The organism is Rhodoferax sp. RT5P35 (assembly GCF_056521385.1).
In genome coordinates, this window is sequence record NZ_JBWMAX010000005.1 from 244,882 (window position 1) to 257,348 (window position 12,467).

Below are 12,467 nucleotides of genomic sequence, written 5' to 3' on the forward strand. Positions count from 1 at the left end.
CGCGATGGAGTTATTGCCATGACTTATTACTTAGAGGCGCAGGCCGTGTCCTGCGTGGTCGGCGGGGCCACGCTGTTGCACGCCCTCACGGCACGGTTTGCCACGGGGGCGTTCACCGCCATTCTGGGGCCCAACGGCGCGGGCAAGTCCACGCTGCTTTCGCTGCTGTGCGGCCAACGCAAGGCCAGCCAGGGCAAGGTGTTTTTGCAGAACCAGGCGTTGGACAGCTACCCCGCCCAGGCCCTGGCCCGCCGCCGCGCGCTGCTGCCGCAAGACCTGTCGATTGCCTTCGACTACACCGTGCAAGACGTGGTGGAACTGGGCCGCTATCCGCACCGCCAGCAGCCCAGCAGCGGTGAGACCGACATCGTGCAGCGCGCCATGCAGGCCACCGGCGTGCTGGCCCTGGCCCACCGCGTGCTCAACACCCTGAGCGGCGGTGAACGCGCCCGTGCCCAGTTGGCCCGCGTGCTGGCACAAATCTGGGAGCCCGCCGCTGAGGGCGATAGCCGCTGGCTACTGCTGGACGAACCCACCGCCGCGCTGGATGTGCACCACCAGCACGCTGTGCTGCGCCTAGCGCGCCGCTGGGCGCACGAGCACGATGTGGGTGTGGTTGCCGTGCTGCACGACCTGAACCTGGCCTTGCGTTACGCCGACCAGGCGCTGCTGCTGCAAGACGGCCAGGTCCAGGCCGACGGCCCGCCCGCCCAGGTGCTGAGTGCCGACACCGTCAGCCGCATCTGGCAGGTGGACGTGCACCCGGTGCACGACGCGGATGGCAGTCTGCAACTATTGATGGCTTGAAGAGGAGATGTTGATGGTGATCCATGAAGCCCGCGTCCATGTTTTTCAACGCAAACCCGCCCTGTCCGATGTGGCCTGCGAGCACGCCGCCTTGGTGCGCATGCTGGCCAGCGCCCAGGCCCGTGTGAGCGCGGTGGTGGTGGACCATGTACAGCAAATCGCCGCGCTGCAAGCCCAGATCGTCCGCCTGCGCGCCCGCGCCATCGTGCGCGACACGCTGGTGGCCTGGCTGCGCGAAAGCCTGGCGCAGCTGGAGCCCGAAGCGGCGGAAGATTTGCAAGTCCACGCCGACGCCGCCGACCGCGTGATCTGCCAAACCGGCTGCATCAGCCACGGTGGCTACTGGCGCGAACAAGACCAGTGCCGCCGCACCGGCAAGGGCTGCGTGCTGGCGGAGGAGGGTATTGCCGGGCCGGCGGGACAGGTTCCCTGAAGTTCTCAAGTTTTTAGGCCATTTTTAGGTATCGAAATGGCTGCCTGTGCTTATGAATTGGGCGCAAGCAGCTCCTATTTTTCACTATCAAAATTGAAGTAATTTGTTTCGATGGCTCGGGTTGTAGCCATGGGGGTCGAATCATCCCCGCGCACCGAAAAGTGGATGTCGACCCTCCCGCCCAACCGCGTGTGTGCTCTAACCTGATTGGTGGGTTGGCGTTGACATTTTCTGGGTGCCTGCCAGCGTCCCCGGCCGAGCGCATCACCCGGCCGACGATTCCGATGGAACCTAGCACCTCCATCTACGCCAACCCGCCACAGGGGTCGGAGCACGAATGCGGGCAAGCAGACGGCATGGCAACAGGCAATTCAGCACGCAATCGTGATCCGACCCCTCTGGCTACCGCCCGTGCAACCGGAAAGATAGCTAATTTGTGTCAAAAAGATAAGAGCACCTCACGCTTATTCAACCGGCAGGTAGCGGATTTTTGGCATCCAAAAATAGGCCTAAAAACTGTAGCATCCCTAGCGCGCCCCTTCCTCCGCCAGCGTAGCCAGCAGGTCAGGGGCGAACACAGCAGCGTCGGTTATCGTCCCCGCATGCACCTCACACCCCCTAAAGACCACGTTAAATACCAACGCTGCATGGTCTTTGCGGGCGGCGGCTTCCGCTTTGGCATCTACCTGGGGATGTATGCCGCCGCGCGCGATGCGGGCCGTGCGCCCGATCTGCTGCTGGCCACCTGTGGCGGGGCGATTGCGGCGGCCATCATCCAGGCGCTGCCCGACGACGCGCAGCGCTTGGCTTGGCTTAGCTCGCCGCAGATGTACCGGTTCTGGGGCAGCCTGCAGCCCGCGCCGCAGGCCAGCATCGTGCGTACGTTGGCCGGGGTGGCCCGGCGCAAGCTGTCGCACCAGCCCGCACCCCAGGTGCCGGACCTGTTCACCGATTACCTGTTTGACGTACCCCCCGTTTTGCCCCTGCCGCCGCCTGCGGCCCAGTCCGACGTCACCGTAGCCACCATCGGCGGCCAACTGCTGTTTGGCCCGGCCAACGTAGGCCAGGCCAGGGGTGATCGCAAGCTGTTTGCGCAAACCGTCTTTGGGCCACCGCGTGTAGCGGCCCTGGTGCAGGGCATGGCATCGCCGTTTGCCGACCCGCGCTGGGGTGACCACGCTGTTGCCCACGGGGTGCGGGCCGACACCAGCCTGCCGCTGGATGCCGCCGCGCGCATGGCCATTACCGACTTCTACTACTTCCCCACTTACCGCCATGGGGCAGACCACTACATCGGCGGGGTGGTGGACCTGTTCCCCATGGAGCTGGCGCACCGGCTGGCTGACATGGTGATGCTGGAGTTCAAGGAATCGTTCAACCAGCATTTCGAAATTCCCGCCTGGCGCGCCGTGCTGGGGCTGGACGGCAACCAGCGCCTGCGCCATGTCAACGCCCAAGCAGCCGACGTGTGGTTTGACACCTCGGACGTGGCCACCGCGCTGCCAGTGCAGCCGGTGCAAAGGCAGCTGCAGTGGTGGCGCAACCGTATCGTGCTGGCCCAACCCACCGACTACGCGGCCTACGTGCAGGCCATGAACGCGCAATGGCAGTACGGCTACCAACGCGGGCAAGAGGCCCTGCAGCGGGCCGTGCCCGGTGATGCGTCGGGCATGCGCAAGGTGGACCGATACAACCGGGGTAAGGAGTGAGTTACAAGCTTTTTAGGCCTCTGGCGCATGTTCTATATACGCTAGTTGCTATATAAATAATAGCAATTGATGTTTGACTGACACAGCCCCTTCGCCGCCCAACCTTCAAGAGCTACCTGCGCCGATAAACCGTTCCAAGGGCCGCTAGGCCTATCAGCACTAGCGCCAGGCTTGCAGGTTCTGGTATGGGGGTTGGATCACTGACGCCGATCGTGTTGGTGAATGAGAAGCTGAGATCGTTGTAGTTGTAGGGGCCGAAAAGCAAATCCTCGAAACTCACCAAGGTTGTGCCCGGCACAAGCCAGTCCGATTCAACCCGGGCATGCGCAGTGAGATCGGCATTGCGCGAAGCGTCTCCGCTGTAAAAAAGCTGGCCTGTATTGTTCACCCCGAGCTGAAAAATCAACTCTGTGCCAGCCGCAAAGCTACCCAGATTCACCATGCTGTCCACGGCGGAGGACAGGCTATTGAAAATCTTCAGGCCATTCAAGTACAAATCGTCGCTGTAAGACGCCGTGCTTCCTCTGAAGGTTGCGATGATGTCGCCCGTGTTGGCAGCCACCACGCTGTAGCCCTCAGTACCAGGGCTGGCGATGGGGATGGCGTTTGCTGACAGGCACAGGGAAGCCAAAATGCAGCTCCCTAATTTCGGTAAAAGTTTCATAGATGGCTCCGTGGTGATAGGTAGGCAATAGTGCTTTACAGCACCGAAATGCGCTGTAAGAACAAGCCTACAAATGCCCGTTTAACGCTGGTTTTTGCCAGCTAATTTGTTTTAAATTGCAACCTCTTGCGTGTGGTTTCCAACTGGTATCTACGCATATGTGTTTCGCACTCGCCAACACCCGCTTGGCGTAATGCCCAGGGCATGCAACGTCCTGTCAATACAGCCGCACCGCCATGTCGAAGTGCCAGCTGCGGCGGATTTCGACCACGTCGAATTCGCGTGCCAGGGCGGGCTGGAAGGCCTGGTAATTGGCCTGGCTGTGCACCAGGCCGCGTATCGCTTCGTCCAGGGCCGGCACGCCGCTGGAACGCACGAAGCTGACCGATTCCACCGAACCATCGCTGCGCACCGCCACCATTACCAGGGGATCGGTGTGGGGCTGCTTCGCGGCTTCGCGGACTGCGTCAAAGGTCATGTTGAGCTCGATCTTGCGGCTCCAGGCTTCGGCGTACTGGACGAGTTCCGCGTTGGTATCGCTGCGCCCGAAGATGCGGCCTCGGCGTGCGCTGCTCCATGATGAGGGCAGTGTCGATAGAGGTGGGCGCGCCGCAGCCGCAGCGGCATCCCGGCGGTCCGCCTCGGCGTTCAGTTGCCGTCCTATCGCCTTCAGCCTTTCCTCCCGTTGGTCCGCCGCCGCGCGCGCCGCCTCTTGGCGTGCGGCGTCCGCCCGTGCCGCTTCCAGGCGGACGGCATCTTTTTGGGCGGCTTCTTGTCGCGCAGCAGCCTGCCGTTCGGCCTCCTGGCGGTCGGTTTCTGACCTTGCCGCTTCGGTCCGTGCCGTTTCTTGGCGGCTGGCCTCAGCCCGCGCCGCCTCCTGGCGGGCAGCGTCCTTCTGGGCGGCTTGCTGTTTCGCTGTCGCCTGCGTTGCGGCTTCCTGGCGCGCGGCCTCTGCCCGTGCTGCTTCCTGGCGCTCGGTTTCTGCGCGCGCGGTCTTTGCTGTTTCCTGCCTCTCGGTGGCTTGCCGGTCGGCCTCCAACCGCGCCGCTTCGGCCCGTGCAGCTTCGACCCGCGCCGCCGTCTCTGCGCGTACCGCTTCTAGCCGCGCTGCCACCTGCTTCGTTGCATCCTGCCGTTCGGCTTCGGCGCGTGCGGCCTTTGCGGCCTCCTGTTGCGTTGCCTCCTGTCGCGCAGTGGCCTGCTGCGCGGCTTCCTGGCGGGCAGCTTCCAAACGCGCAGCTTCGGCCAGTGCAATGTCTTGGCGGACGGCCTCTTGCCGTGCTGCCTCCAGCCGAGTTGCTTCAGCCCGTGTTGCTTCCTGGCGCGCGGCGTTCTGACGGGATGCTTCCAGGCGTTCGGCCTCGGCGCGCGCGGCCTTGGCTGCCTCTTGTTGCACCGCGGCCTGCCGCGTGGCCTCCAAGCGTTCGGCCTCCAACTGTGCGGCTTCGGCACGCGCCGATTCAATACGCGCGGCTTCCTGGCGGGCAGCGTCTGTGCGTTGGGCCTGTAGCCTCGCAGCTTCGACCAGGACCACTGCCTGGCGCGCGCTCTCCTGGCGGTCGGCCTCTTGGTGCAAAGCTTCCAGACGTTCGGCCTCGGCCCGCGCTGCGTTGGCCGCTTCCTGGCGTGCTTGCGTCTGCCGCGTAGCCTGCTGGCGCTCGACCTCCAGTTGCGCCGCTTCGACCTGTGCGGCTGTTCGGAGCGCTGCAGCTCGGCGCTCGGCGTCTAGCCGGGCGGTTTCGGTCCGCTCTGCTTCCTGGAGTGCGGTGGCTAACTGTGCGGCTTCCTGCCGCGCGGTCTTGCGTTGCGCGGCAGCCTCCTGTCGTGCGACAGCCTGCCGGCGTTTGGTTTCCGTCGGCGTGGCCTCGGCGGAGGGCATGGGTACCGGGGGACGGGAAGGCACGATCCACGTGGCTCCCTCGGTGCGGTCAGTGGCCGCCACGTTAGGTTCGAGGGCGCTGGGCAGCGCGGTCTGGCTGGTTGGGTCGGTAGGTGAATCGGTAGGTGAATTGGTGTGTAAAGGGTTTGTCGTTGCCGCCACGGCGACCGTGGCGGCTGTGGCAGTGGTGGGTGCCGGGCTAGCCGCTACGGGCCGGGCATCGCCCGTGCTCTGTGGCGGCTTTGAGGAGGGGACCGGTGCCGGATCAAGCACCACATGCAACTGCGGCCGTTCAGGCACCTCGCCCCGCCGGTCCTGCCAGGGGAAACCGAAGCCTGGCAGCCCGGTGTCCTGGCCACCGTAGGTCAGGCTCAGCAGCAGCGCGTGGATCAGCACAGACAGCAGCAGCCCCAGCGACAGCCGCGCGCGCGGGGACATGCGTTGGGTCTGCCACGGGCTGTCGGTGGGAGCGGGTACTGTTTCTGTGGACACGTGCTGGATAAAGGCTGGCGGGGAATAATGTTCAGAGACGAATGTAGCCGTTGGGGGCTGCACCGCGGTCTGGCCTGGCGCTCAATCCGCCTGGCACCACCGACCAGACTGCGGGCACACGCTGGCCGCTGCGCCGTTCAGCCAGACTTGCTCTGCATCCAACCGCAATGCGGTCGCAGGGTCGGTGTCAAAGGCAATCTGCAGTGCGGCTCCCAAATCGGCGTTTTCGATGGGCAACTCCCAGGTCAGGAAGACCTGGGTGCAATCTCGCTCGGGTGGGAAGTCGGCCAGGTTGAAGCCCGTGCTGCCGCGCTGGATAACGGCGTGGGGCTGGCCCGTATCGAACAGCAGCACGGTGCCCCGGGCCAGGGGAATGCGGTGGCCTGTGGCCGGGAAGTGCACGTCCAGCCCCTTGTCTTCGCCCAGGAAGAGATTGCAAAAGGCGGCACTGCCGTACTGCGCACCATCATGGTGGAAGCGCGCGCCGCGGCAGGCCATCAGGGCCACATCGCTGGCGGCCAGCACGCCATGCAGACCGTGTGTTTGCGTCCAGTCGGAAACTGCCTGTACGCAGTGTTTGTAGTCTGGCCAGCGCATTCGCGCCCTTGGCAGCGACAGGGCCTCAACGTCTCCTGGCTCCAGGGCTAAAGAAGTTTCCCTTTCCCAATCCGCCACCAGCCGTGCCGGGGGCGCAGGCACCTCGACCGTGCCATGCCGCACGACGCTGCTGACACAGCGGCTGCGCAAGGTGTCGCCGCTCCAGAAATAGGAGGTGGGGTGGTTTGGTCGGTGCGGCGGTAGTGGAGGGGGAGTCATTGAGCGCAGTGTAGTGAGGCTAGGCGTCTCGCTTGGCGTTGGTGCTCCGCAGCTACCCAGGCCGAGGTCAATATGCTTTTTATGGCTCTAGCGCATATAGAGCCTGCGCTGTTAGCTATCAAAAAGATAAAAACCTGCGAGCCTGCACCTAATCTGCCAACCCCATCGCTCGCCCATCGCTGCGTGGGTCGTGCGCCCCGGTCATCACGCCGGTGGCGGGATCAATGCGGATCGCCCCTGGGTGCCCCATCAGCGGGCTGTGGGCGGGCAGGGGGCTGAGGGCGTGGCCGCGGCGGGCCAGGTCGGCGAAGACTTCGGCGGGTACATCGTCTTCCAGTTTGAGGGAGTCGCGCGCGTCGGAGAAGGTTTTGCCCAGCAGAAAGCGCGGGCGGGCCAGGGCGGTGTAAGGGTCTAGACGGTAGTCAATCATGCGGGTGAGGATGGCGGCCAGGGTTTGCGGCTGGCCGTCGGCACCCTGGGTGCCGTACAGGATGGTTGGCTTGCCTTGTTGCAGATACATGCCGGGGTTCAGCGTGTGGAACGGGCGTTTGCCGGGGGCCAGGCAGTTGGGGTGCTGCGGGTCCAGCGAGAAGGCCGCGCCCCGGTTGTGCCACAGCATGCCGGTATCGCCCGCCACCACACCGCTGCCCCAGTCGAAGTAGGTGGTGGCCAGCATGGACACGGCGTTGCCATGGCGGTCGGCGGCGGCCAGGAAGACGGTGTCGCCGGTCTGGAAGGTATGCGGCCAGGGCAGGGCCTGGTCCATGCGGATGGAGGCGGCGAGCTGGTCCAGGTGGGCGGGGGATAGCAGGCGCTCAACGGGCACCGGGGTGTGGTCTGGGTCGGCAATGAGGCGGTTGCGGTCTATGAAGGCGCGCTTCACGGCTTCGACCAGCAGGTGGTAGTAGTCGGCGCTGCCCTCGGGGATGCTGCGCAGGTCAAACCGGTCCAGGATGCCCATGATCTCCAGCGTGGTGATGCCTTGGGTGGGCGGGCGGTGGGCCACCAGGGTGCCGTCGCGGTAGGGCAGCTGCAGCGGGACTTCGGCGCGGGCGCGGGTCTGTGCCAGGTCGGCTGCGGTCAGGGGGGAACCGGCCTGGGCCAGGCCCCGGGCGATGGTGGCGGCCAGCTGGCCCTCGTAGAAGTCTCGCGGGCCGCGCAATGCCAGGGTCTCCAGCGTGGCGGCCAGGGCGTGCTGGTGGCGCAACTGTTGCGGTGCGGGCACGGCACCATCGACCAAGAAGTGGGCGAAAACATCGGGCAGCGCGCTGGCTTCGGGCTGGCGGAACTGCAGCCAGAAGCGCTCGGACTCCGAGATGGCAAAGCCGTCGCGGGCCAGGGTGATGGCAGGGGTGAGCAGCCCGGCCCAGCTCTCTTGGCCCGCCCACTGCTCGCGGCTGATGGCAAAGGCCTGGGCCCACACGTCCACCGCCGCTGCACTGGTCAGCATGGCCTGCGGGCCGCGCGTGGGGATGCTGCCATGGTAGGCGGGCAATGTCTGGGCGGCCTGGCCGATGCCCGAGAGGCTGCGTACCTGGCCGTGCGCGTCGGCAACCAGCATGAAGGCATCGCCGCCCAGGCCGCAAAAATGCGGGTAGGTGACGCACAGGCTGGCCGCCGTGGCAATCACCGCCTCGATGGCGTTGCCGCCCTGGGCCAGCACGGCCAGACCGGCTTCGGTGGCCGGGCCGTGGGGGCTGGTGACCATGCCCCGGGTGGAGGTGGCCAGGCTCATGGCACCAGGCCTGCGCGCTGCAGCAGCCATTCGGCGCTGTCGTTCCACACATCCATCTGCACGATCAGGCCGTGGCGCACCACGTAGCGGTCTACATAGCGGTTGCCCTCGAACAGGGTGCCGTCGGGCCAGGCGCCATACAGCGTGCCGATGTTGTAGACGATGGCCTCGGCCTCGGTGGCACCGGCCACCACGTCGGTCTGCTCGAAGCGCTTTTTCACCCAGGCGTAGCGGCTGGCGTTGAAGCGGCTGCATTCGGCCGGGTCGCGCATGGCACGGCCCCCGGTGAAGCGGATGCGCAGGTCGGGCGCGGTGAAGGCGCGGGCGCCTTCGGGGTCGGGCACCATGATGGTTTGCAGAAAGTGCTCAACCACAGCTTTCGCTTGCAGGCCGTGGTCGGGTGGGGTGTGGGTAGGCATGGCGTTGGAGTGTTGGCAGTGTCAACAGTGTTGGTGCAACGACTATGCCAGTTCTGCGCGGGCCGGTATTTTTAAGGAAAATAGGCCGCTAGCGCAGGTTGCATCTGCGCGGGTAGCTATCAAAAGTAGAGTGCGCGGCGGGTGGCGGTATCTTTGGCACAATGAATTGTGACCGTTCAATTACAGAAAGCGACTCCTTTGAAAACACTCAACCTGGTAGGCGCTGGCCGTGTGGGCCAAACGCTGGCGCGGCTGTGGCAGCAGCAGGGCACGTTTGCGGTGCAAGACGTGTTGACCGGCAGCCTCGCCAGCGCGCGGGCCGCCTGTGTCGCCATCGGCGCGGGCCGTCCGGTGGACGCACTGCAGGCTATGCGACCGGCCGACGTGTGGATGCTGGCCGTGCCCGATACGCAGTTGCCCCAGGTGGTGCAAGGGTTGGCCACCGCGTTTGCTGCATCGTCCGCCATGGGTGCGCAAACCGTGGCTTTCCACTGCAGCGGGGCGCTGGGCAGTGCGCAACTGGCACCGCTGGTGACCCTGGGCTGGCAGACGGCCAGCGCACATTGCATTTTGAGTTTTGCCTCGGTAGAGGCCGCCCTGGCCCAGTTCCCCGGCACGGCCTGCGCGCTGGAGGGCCATACCCGCGCCTGCGGCCTGCTGCGGGCCGCCTACACCGACATCGGCGCGCGCTGCTTCAGCGTGGCCTCGGAACAGAAACTGCTCTACCACGCAGCGGCCGTATTTGCCACCAACTTCATGCCGGTGCTGCAAAGCGTGGCGGAAGACGCGTGGCGCAGCGTGGGTGTGCCCGCCGAGCTGATCCCCGATCTGCGCGCCAGCTTATTGGCCCACGCGGTGCACAACATCACTGCGCTGGGCCCGGCTGCGGCCTTGACCGGACCGGCCGCCCGGGGCGACACGGCAGCCATAGCCCGCCAAGCGGAGGCGGTGAAAGCCTGGAATGCCGAAGCGGGAACGGCTTACGACGCATTGAGCGTACTGGCCCTGCGTTTGGCGGGCCAGTCGAAAAATTAGTGGACGGTCTGCGCCAGCACCTCGCGCAGGTACACAGCGCAGGCTTGCAGCGCGGCGCAACCAGAGCGCTGGGCGCATTGCAGGCAGGTGTCGGCATAGGCGGGGTCGTGCAGCAGGCGTTGCGGGTCCACGGTATAGCCTTGGCCCGCCATCAGCCACTTGAAGTCCACCCCTAGCAGCAAATGGCTGCCTGGGTCGTTGTGGATGTTGATCGTGTGCATATGCGCCCCTTGTGCTCTGTAGATTGGTACGCCGCCCTTGGAATCAATATAGGCAGTGGCGCACCGGGATAGGCCTGGAAGTGGCGTGTGAAACCCCTGTCTCTGCGCTCTTAGACCTTGAACATGTTCCAACGCGCCAGGCGCTGTTTGCGATGGCGTGGAACAATGTGCGGCATGCCCAACACTGCATTCACGCTCTTTGCCACGGCCGCTCTGGGGCTGCTGTCCACGCTACCCGCACAGGCCCAGCTACCCCCACGCGACTTGGTGGTGGAGCTGCGGCAGATCAGCGAACCCGATGCCCACACCCTCAGCACCCAGCCCGCCGCCGCGCCGCTGACTTTCCAGCGCATCCAGGTGCGTAATGGCGAAAAGGCCACGCTGGCCATGGGCCAGAACCTGCCGATGCGCTTTGTGCAGTCGGTGGGCTCGGGCCGTGACGGCAGCGGTGTCAGCTACGGCATGGTGTGGATGCAGGCGGGCCAGAGCATGGCCGTGCAGCCGCGCTGGCCTGGTGCCCGCCAGCCGGTGCGCATCACCATCGCCGTGGAGTCTTCCAGCCTGCAGGCCCCCACCGGCAATGCCGAACTCCCCAGCCAGGCCCGCAGCCAGCTGGCCACCACCGTCAGCGCGCCCCTGGGCCAGTGGGTTACGGTGGCGGCCACCGGGGGCGGGCAAGCCCAGCCCGGCAGCTACAGCAGCGAGGCCGCCGCCGACATCCGGCAGCTGGTGCAGATCCGCGTGCTGGCGCCCTGAGAAGCTGCGAACGACAGCAGGCCGTAGCACAATCCATGAGGACTTGCGCAAGACCCCCAGTGCGCCCAGAGGGCGACACAGGGGGCGCTGCGTAAGTCCTATCCATCTCAGATTTCCCTGAAAGCCCAGCCATGCGTCTTGACTACAGCCCCTTGTCCAACGCCATTGCGCAGCTTGAAAAAAGCCTGGCCTATGCCTTCTCGCCCGCGTCCTTGGCCGACCCGGGCTTGCGAGAGCAATTGCGCAATTCCGTCATCCAGTGCTTTGAATTTACGTACGAACTGAGCTGGAAAATGCTCAAGCGCTATCTGGAGGCGACCGAGGCCAGCCCTGCAGATTTGGACACGGGTAGTTTTCAAAACCTCGTCCGGCTGGGCAACGAGCGCGGGCTTTTGCGTTCGGATTGGCTCCGCTGGAAAATCTTCCGACAAGCCCGCACCGACAGTAGCCACACCTACGACGCCGCCAAAGCCGAGGCGGTGTTTGCCTTGGCCCCGGATTTTTTGGCAGAAGCCCAGGCTCTGCTGGCCGAGCTGGGTCGCCGCAGTGCGCTGGAATAGCCCCGCCGTGCCCAACTCCAGCCTGACCGCCGTCCCGCCGCCGATCGACCTGCCTCCTGGCGACTGGGCTGAGGTGCAGCGCATTTTGCGGGAGCAAGTGCCCGACACCGAAGTTTGGGCATTTGGTTCGCGTGCCCGGCACACGGCCAAACCGTATTCGGATCTTGACCTGGCGTTGATCAGCCCGCAGCCGCTGACGCTGGCACAGATGGCCGACATCGCCGAGGCTTTCGAGTCATCGGACTTGCCCATACGGGTCGATGTGGTGGATTGGGCATCCACCAGTGAAGCGTTTCGCGCCACCATCGCGCAGCACAAAGTGGTGGTGCAGCGGTGCGAATAAACACGGCGTGTGTGCTGCTGGTCTGGTGGTGCGCAGCCTCGGCCAGTGCCCAGGCGGCCACCTACAGCATCGACCCGGTGCGCACCAGCACCACCTACGAGTTGGGCAGCATCAGCAGCGGGCGGTTTGAACGGCACACCGGCAGCATCCAGCTGGACATGGCGGCCAAAACCGGGCGGGCCGATGTCAGCATCGAGGCTGCATCGGTCCGCTCGGGCGTGGCTTTCATCGACTCCATTCTGGTCAGCACCGAGCTGTTCAACGCCAGCCAGTACCCTCGCATCCACTTTCTGGGCGACCAATTTCTGTTCAGCGGCGAGAACCTGGCCGGGGTGCTGGGCAACCTCACCCTGCTGGGCAAGACCCTGCCGGTGCTGCTGCAGGTGAACCACTTTGCCTGCCGCACGCCGCCTGCGCCGGAGCCCGAAGTGTGCAGCGGCAGTTTCGAGACCACCATCGACCGCACCGACTACGGCATGGACCTGGGTGTCAGCCTGGGCCTACCCAAGAATGTGCGTTTGGTGGTGCAGGTGGAAGCGGTGCGGCAGTAATGTGAACGCTATTAAATAAGTAGCTAATGGTGTAGGTGGTACATGCG

Annotated in this window: 14 protein-coding genes; 8 read left to right on the top strand and 6 right to left on the bottom strand. The window is 65.2% G+C overall.

Annotated elements, in window-relative coordinates; all coding sequences use genetic code 11:
* Positions 1–18 precede the first annotated feature (18 nt).
* The 3 genes from AC097L_RS09750 to AC097L_RS09760 all read left to right on the top strand — a co-directional run bounded on the left by AC097L_RS09750 (position 19) and on the right by AC097L_RS09760 (position 2,949).
* A complete protein-coding gene (locus tag AC097L_RS09750; RefSeq protein WP_479586131.1) occupies positions 19–807 on the top strand; it encodes a heme ABC transporter ATP-binding protein in 789 nt (262 codons plus the stop codon).
* 13 nt (positions 808–820) lie between these two features.
* Positions 821–1,240, top strand: coding sequence for a hypothetical protein (locus tag AC097L_RS09755; RefSeq protein WP_479586132.1), 420 nt, complete (start codon positions 821–823; stop codon positions 1,238–1,240).
* A 602-nt stretch (positions 1,241–1,842) separates the two neighbouring features.
* Positions 1,843–2,949, top strand: coding sequence for a patatin-like phospholipase family protein (locus AC097L_RS09760; RefSeq protein ID WP_479586133.1), 1,107 nt, complete (start codon positions 1,843–1,845; stop codon positions 2,947–2,949).
* Positions 2,950–3,061: 112 nt separating this feature from the next.
* Here AC097L_RS09760 and AC097L_RS09765 read toward each other — a convergent pair whose 3' ends face one another.
* The 5 genes from AC097L_RS09765 to AC097L_RS09785 all read right to left on the bottom strand — a co-directional run bounded on the left by AC097L_RS09765 (position 3,062) and on the right by AC097L_RS09785 (position 8,954).
* Positions 3,062–3,613 carry a PEP-CTERM sorting domain-containing protein gene (locus tag AC097L_RS09765; protein WP_479586134.1) on the bottom strand — a complete coding sequence of 184 codons (552 nt, stop codon included), beginning with the start codon at positions 3,611–3,613 and terminating at the stop codon, positions 3,062–3,064.
* 217 nt (positions 3,614–3,830) lie between these two features.
* On the bottom strand, positions 3,831–5,930 hold the full coding sequence (locus tag AC097L_RS09770) for a hypothetical protein (RefSeq protein WP_479586135.1): 2,100 nt from the start codon (positions 5,928–5,930) through the stop codon (positions 3,831–3,833).
* Between the two features lie 135 nt (positions 5,931–6,065).
* Positions 6,066–6,800, bottom strand: coding sequence for a hypothetical protein (locus AC097L_RS09775; protein WP_479586136.1), 735 nt, complete (start codon positions 6,798–6,800; stop codon positions 6,066–6,068).
* Between the two features lie 148 nt (positions 6,801–6,948).
* Positions 6,949–8,535, bottom strand: coding sequence for a gamma-glutamyltransferase family protein (locus AC097L_RS09780; RefSeq protein WP_479586137.1), 1,587 nt, complete (start codon positions 8,533–8,535; stop codon positions 6,949–6,951).
* The gene (locus AC097L_RS09785; RefSeq protein ID WP_479586138.1) at positions 8,532–8,954 is read right to left on the bottom strand and encodes a nuclear transport factor 2-like protein; all 423 of its coding nucleotides are present in this window, start codon (positions 8,952–8,954) and stop codon (positions 8,532–8,534) included. Before AC097L_RS09785 ends, AC097L_RS09780 begins: the two co-directional genes overlap by 4 nt.
* 198 nt (positions 8,955–9,152) lie before the next feature.
* Between AC097L_RS09785 and AC097L_RS09790 the strand changes: the two genes are divergently transcribed.
* A complete protein-coding gene (locus tag AC097L_RS09790; RefSeq protein ID WP_479586139.1) occupies positions 9,153–9,989 on the top strand; it encodes a Rossmann-like and DUF2520 domain-containing protein in 837 nt (278 codons plus the stop codon).
* On the opposite strand, the gene AC097L_RS09795 is transcribed toward AC097L_RS09790, so the two are convergent.
* Positions 9,986–10,210 carry a hypothetical protein gene (locus AC097L_RS09795; protein ID WP_479586140.1) on the bottom strand — a complete coding sequence of 75 codons (225 nt, stop codon included), beginning with the start codon at positions 10,208–10,210 and terminating at the stop codon, positions 9,986–9,988. The two genes, AC097L_RS09790 and AC097L_RS09795, sit on opposite strands and share 4 nt — an antisense overlap.
* A 174-nt stretch (positions 10,211–10,384) precedes the next feature.
* Between AC097L_RS09795 and AC097L_RS09800 the strand changes: the two genes are divergently transcribed.
* The 4 genes from AC097L_RS09800 (at position 10,385) to AC097L_RS09815 (ending at position 12,420) form a co-directional block, all read left to right on the top strand.
* On the top strand, positions 10,385–10,966 hold the full coding sequence (locus tag AC097L_RS09800) for a hypothetical protein (protein ID WP_479586141.1): 582 nt from the start codon (positions 10,385–10,387) through the stop codon (positions 10,964–10,966).
* 131 nt (positions 10,967–11,097) lie between these two features.
* Positions 11,098–11,526, top strand: coding sequence for an HI0074 family nucleotidyltransferase substrate-binding subunit (locus AC097L_RS09805; protein ID WP_479586142.1), 429 nt, complete (start codon positions 11,098–11,100; stop codon positions 11,524–11,526).
* A 7-nt stretch (positions 11,527–11,533) separates the two neighbouring features.
* A complete protein-coding gene (locus AC097L_RS09810) occupies positions 11,534–11,869 on the top strand; it encodes a nucleotidyltransferase family protein (protein ID WP_479586143.1) in 336 nt (111 codons plus the stop codon).
* A complete protein-coding gene (locus AC097L_RS09815) occupies positions 11,860–12,420 on the top strand; it encodes a YceI family protein (protein WP_479586144.1) in 561 nt (186 codons plus the stop codon). The genes AC097L_RS09810 and AC097L_RS09815 overlap by 10 nt, the downstream gene beginning before the upstream one ends.
* Positions 12,421–12,467 lie beyond the last annotated feature (47 nt).

What these genes read in the sequence shown, in the direction of transcription:
- AC097L_RS09750 (WP_479586131.1), top strand. Translation starts at nt 19, where the DNA reads ATGACTTATTACTTAGAGGCGCAGGCCGTGTCCTGCGTGGTCGGCGGG.
- AC097L_RS09800 (WP_479586141.1), top strand. Translation starts at nt 10,385, where the DNA reads ATGCCCAACACTGCATTCACGCTCTTTGCCACGGCCGCTCTGGGGCTG.
- AC097L_RS09805 (WP_479586142.1), top strand. Translation starts at nt 11,098, where the DNA reads ATGCGTCTTGACTACAGCCCCTTGTCCAACGCCATTGCGCAGCTTGAA.
- AC097L_RS09795 (WP_479586140.1), bottom strand. Translation starts at nt 10,210, where the DNA reads ATGCACACGATCAACATCCACAACGACCCAGGCAGCCATTTGCTGCTA.
- AC097L_RS09765 (WP_479586134.1), bottom strand. Translation starts at nt 3,613, where the DNA reads ATGAAACTTTTACCGAAATTAGGGAGCTGCATTTTGGCTTCCCTGTGC.
- AC097L_RS09785 (WP_479586138.1), bottom strand. Translation starts at nt 8,954, where the DNA reads ATGCCTACCCACACCCCACCCGACCACGGCCTGCAAGCGAAAGCTGTG.
- AC097L_RS09760 (WP_479586133.1), top strand. Translation starts at nt 1,843, where the DNA reads ATGCACCTCACACCCCCTAAAGACCACGTTAAATACCAACGCTGCATG.
- AC097L_RS09770 (WP_479586135.1), bottom strand. Translation starts at nt 5,930, where the DNA reads ATGTCCCCGCGCGCGCGGCTGTCGCTGGGGCTGCTGCTGTCTGTGCTG.
- AC097L_RS09780 (WP_479586137.1), bottom strand. Translation starts at nt 8,535, where the DNA reads ATGAGCCTGGCCACCTCCACCCGGGGCATGGTCACCAGCCCCCACGGC.
- AC097L_RS09775 (WP_479586136.1), bottom strand. Translation starts at nt 6,800, where the DNA reads ATGACTCCCCCTCCACTACCGCCGCACCGACCAAACCACCCCACCTCC.
- AC097L_RS09755 (WP_479586132.1), top strand. Translation starts at nt 821, where the DNA reads ATGGTGATCCATGAAGCCCGCGTCCATGTTTTTCAACGCAAACCCGCC.